The sequence below is a fragment of the Synechococcus sp. R55.7 genome (assembly GCF_047461955.1).
Classification (GTDB): domain Bacteria; phylum Cyanobacteriota; class Cyanobacteriia; order Thermostichales; family Thermostichaceae; genus Thermostichus.
The window spans coordinates 1-3,349 of record NZ_JANSIC010000256.1; the positions used below are offsets into that span (position 1 = coordinate 1).

Annotated in this window: 2 protein-coding genes; both read right to left on the minus strand. The window is 59.1% G+C overall.

Features of this window, described 5'->3' with window-relative positions:
* Positions 1 to 34: 34 nt before the first annotated feature.
* A complete protein-coding gene (locus NW820_RS11275) occupies positions 35 to 2,320 on the minus strand; it encodes a ribonuclease R family protein (protein ID WP_414407525.1) in 2,286 nt (761 codons plus the stop codon).
* A 62-nt stretch (positions 2,321 to 2,382) separates the two neighbouring features.
* A complete protein-coding gene (phoU, locus tag NW820_RS11280) occupies positions 2,383 to 3,024 on the minus strand; it encodes a phosphate signaling complex protein PhoU (RefSeq protein ID WP_414357802.1) in 642 nt (213 codons plus the stop codon).
* Between the last annotated feature and the right edge of the window lie 325 nt (positions 3,025 to 3,349).

The window sequence follows — 3,349 nt, forward strand, 5'->3', positions numbered from 1 at the left end:
CTCTCCAGCTGCGATCCATGGAGGGATCCCCGCCTTATTCTTCTTCTTCGTAGGGACGGCCTTCCCCGATTACCGCCAGGTCAATTTGTTGGCGGTAGTAATCCACGTTCTTAATCTGCACCTCCACCCGATCCCCCAGGCGAAACTGGCGCCGACTCTTGCGTCCCACCAGCGCCTGCTGACGGCTGCGGTACTCGTACCAATCGTTTTTCAGGGTGCTGACCCGCACCAAGCCTTCCGCCAAGATGGGATCCACCTGGACAAAAAAGCCGTAGTTCTGGACACCGATGATTAGGCCGGGGAACACCTCTCCCAGGTGCTTTTGCATGAACTCAGAGCGCTTCAGGCCCATCAGCTCCCGCTCCGCCTGCTGCCGGATCCGGTACCCCTCCTGAATTTTGGGCAGTTGCGCCTGGAGAAACGCCTGCCATTCCTCCTGCACCTTGGGCGGCAACACTTGCCAGTCGATTTGGCCGTAGCCGCTGGGGCCGTGCAGATCCACCACAGTTTTGGAGCGAGAGCTGCGGCGCTCGCGTCCTTTGCTCAGGGCCAGGTGCAGGGCACGCAAATTGAGCAAGTCGGCATAGCGGCGCAAGGGGGCCGTAAAGGTGGCGTAGGGTTCTTTGAGGCCCAACCCAAAATGGCCGAGTTGCTCTTCCAGAGGCTGGAGACGATACTCGACCGGGGGCAAGGTGGCCAGCATCTGCGCCACCAAGGCCGGGCTCGCGCCAGAGGCCAACACATCGGGAGCGGTGATGCGGGCACAAATCCGCTGCCAGTCCGCCAGAGTTACGACAGCGGGATCTTGCAAATTCAGATCCAGCTTCATGGCATTGGCCAGGCGCAAAAAGCTCTGCAGGGCCTCGGCGGCAGGGGCAGGCTGCACGCGGGCCAAAGAAGGGATCCCCAACTGGCGCAAATGGTGGCCCAGGATTTGGTTGGCCAGCAGGAGAATTTCCGTCATCAGGGCATGGGCGCCGAGGCGATCGCTGATCAAGAGGGGGCCGTAGCCGCTTTCATCGGCAGAGTGGGGAGTGAGCAAATCCAACAGGGGCAGGTCAAATCCCCCCGCCTGGTGACGTTTGGCCCGTAGGATCTGGCTAAGGCGCAGCAGGTTTTGCAGCAGGGCCATCAACTCCGGCACTTCTTCGTCGGGGCCCAAGTCGGCGGTGGTGGCCAAAAGAGCCTGCACCTGACCATAGGACAGGTGAGCCCGCGATTGCACCAGGCTGGGGTAAATCTCGAAGTTTTGTACCACCCCTTCTGGGTCGAGGGTCACTAGCAGTGAATAGGCCAAGCGCTCCTGCTGTGGCAACAGAGCCAGGCGGTTGTGCACCTCCGGCGGAAAGAGAGGCAGCACCATCGTATCGAGGTAGACGGTGGCCGTCCGCTGCTGAGCCTCTTGCTCCAAGGGGTGGTCGGGATCCAGCCAATGGGCCACGTCAGCAATGTGGATCCCCAGCAGCCAGTGGTCATTCTCTTGCCGCTGCAAGGAAACAGCCACGTTGGGTTCCAAGCCGTGGGGATGCTGCAGATCCAAAGGCTCCAAAGTGATGCAAAACCAATCGCGCAGATCGCGGCGGCCCTTTTGGTCAGAGCGGCTGAGCTTTTTGGGCAGAGCTGCTGCTGCCTCCAACACCGGGGCGGGAAACTCCTGCGGCAGGTCGTACTTGCAACAGACCAAATCTGCATCGATAGAGGCTTCTGGGCCGTCGCCCAAGATTTTGCGAATGGTTCCGGTTGGGGGTAGATCCCCCAGCGGGTAGCGATCCACCTCCACATAGGCCACCCGACCTTCCGCCAGCTCGACAGGGGATCCCTCCGTCAGGGCCAGCTCGAACAGCAGCCGGTCGTCCAAGGGCACCACCCGAAAACCCTGTTCCGTCTGTTTGAGGCGACCCACCAGGGCAGAATTGGCCCGCTCCACAACGGCCACCACCTCTCCTTCAGGGCTGCGGCGACGGTTGCCATCTTTGGTGACCCGCGCCAACACCTGATCCCCATTCCAGGCGCCGCTGAGGTTGCTGCCGTGGATGTACACATCCTCCACCCCCGGCTCGTCCCGAATGGCGAAGCAAAAGCCTTTGCTGGAACAGCGCAAACGCCCCACCACCAAAGATTCGTCCGGCTTGCGCCGATAACGGGGTGGATCCCCGGATCGTTCCAGAAACCCAGCCCGCACCAGGCCATCGAGGGCAATCTCCAGCATTTCCGGCGCTTCTGGATCGGCGGACTGCAAGAGAGCAAGAAGAGTATCTTTGTCGGTCAATTGCTCGGGAGGCTGAGAGAGAAAATGCTGAAAAATTCGAGAGAAGTCCATTTTGGGTATTGGCAAAAAAGAAAAAGAGGGGTTAAGACATCGCAAGACCCAACCCGTTGGCGTTAGTCACGCTGGCCGGTGACGATAAAAGCTACCCGCTGACCGATGTTGGTGCTGTGGTCGGCCAGACGCTCCAGGTAACGGATCGCCAGCAACATCAATAGAATAGGCTCGACCGATCCGCGAATGTCAGACTGCTGCGCCAACGTATTGTAAAGGTTAGTGTAATCTTCATCAACGGCGTCGTCTTCCCGCTTCAGTTGTCGGCCCAGGTCAGCATCCAATTCTGTCAGGGCCACCAGGCTGTGGCTGAGCATTTTCTGGCAGCGCTGCATCATCACCTGAATACGACCCAGCTCCGGGGGCGGCGGGTACATGACCAAGCGCAGGGCCACTTCGGCCAAATCTTTGGCGTAGTCGCCAATCCGCTCCAGATCGCGTACCAGTTGCATCAGGGTACTGATCCAGCGCAGATCCCGCGCCACCGGGGAGCGCAAGGCAATCAAATTAATACAGTCTTTCTCGATTTGACGATAAAAACGGTCAATTTGCTTGTCTTGGGCGATCACCTGTTCGGCGGCGGCCAAGTTCTGTTCAAACAGGGCCTGCTGGGCCAAGACCACCGACTTTTCCACCAGCGCCCCCATGCGCAGCACGTCCTGCTGTACCCGTTTGATGTGAAGTTGCAGCTCGGCTTGCCCCATGGCTTTCTCCCATGAATGTGGGCAGGGGGGAAATGTCTGCAGTCGTTTTGGATTCAACAGAGCCAGTTGATCTCAATCATGGCAAACTTCGCCTGGAATAGGGGCAGGGAAGATGGCCAACTTGGGGGAAGATGAAAATAGCGGTTGCCCTTTGAGGGGGATTCGTCTGTCTGGAGTTCTCGGGTTGCTTTGTCATTGAGACGGTCTCATGGCTCTCCCCCCTATCGTTGTGTTGGACGATGATCCCACCGGATCCCAAACCGTTCACAGTTGCTTGCTCCTCACCCGCTGGGATCCGCAGACTTTGAAGCTGGGGTTGCAGGAT